General features: G+C 47.1%; 1 pseudogene. It reads right to left on the bottom strand.

Annotated elements, in window-relative coordinates:
• Window positions 1–188 (bottom strand): annotated as a pseudogene (locus tag HJY11_RS13885) (ABC transporter ATP-binding protein); the annotation flags it as partial.
• Window positions 189–227: the final 39 nt, after the last annotated feature.

The following is a 227-nucleotide window of genomic DNA, read 5'->3' as shown; positions in this document are numbered from 1 at the left end:
GCCGCATTGACATTTTCCTGCACGACATTGTTCAGAACGTCGTACTCATCAAACACAGCGATAAAATGCGGGTGCGCTTTCTTTGCGATAAAGATCAGCGTGCCGCCGAGAAGCGGAATGACAACGAGGAACAATAAAGCGATCTTGACATTGATCGTCAAAGTCATAATCCAGGAGAGCACAATCATAATCGGCGCTCTCGCAAGGAGACGGATACTCATCATGTA

It is taken from the genome of Bittarella massiliensis (ex Durand et al. 2017) (genome assembly GCF_017566145.1).
GTDB lineage: Bacteria > Bacillota > Clostridia > Oscillospirales > Ruminococcaceae > Bittarella > Bittarella massiliensis_A.
The sequence above is the reverse complement of the archived record's forward strand: the minus strand, read 5'-3'. Positions and strand labels throughout refer to the sequence as shown.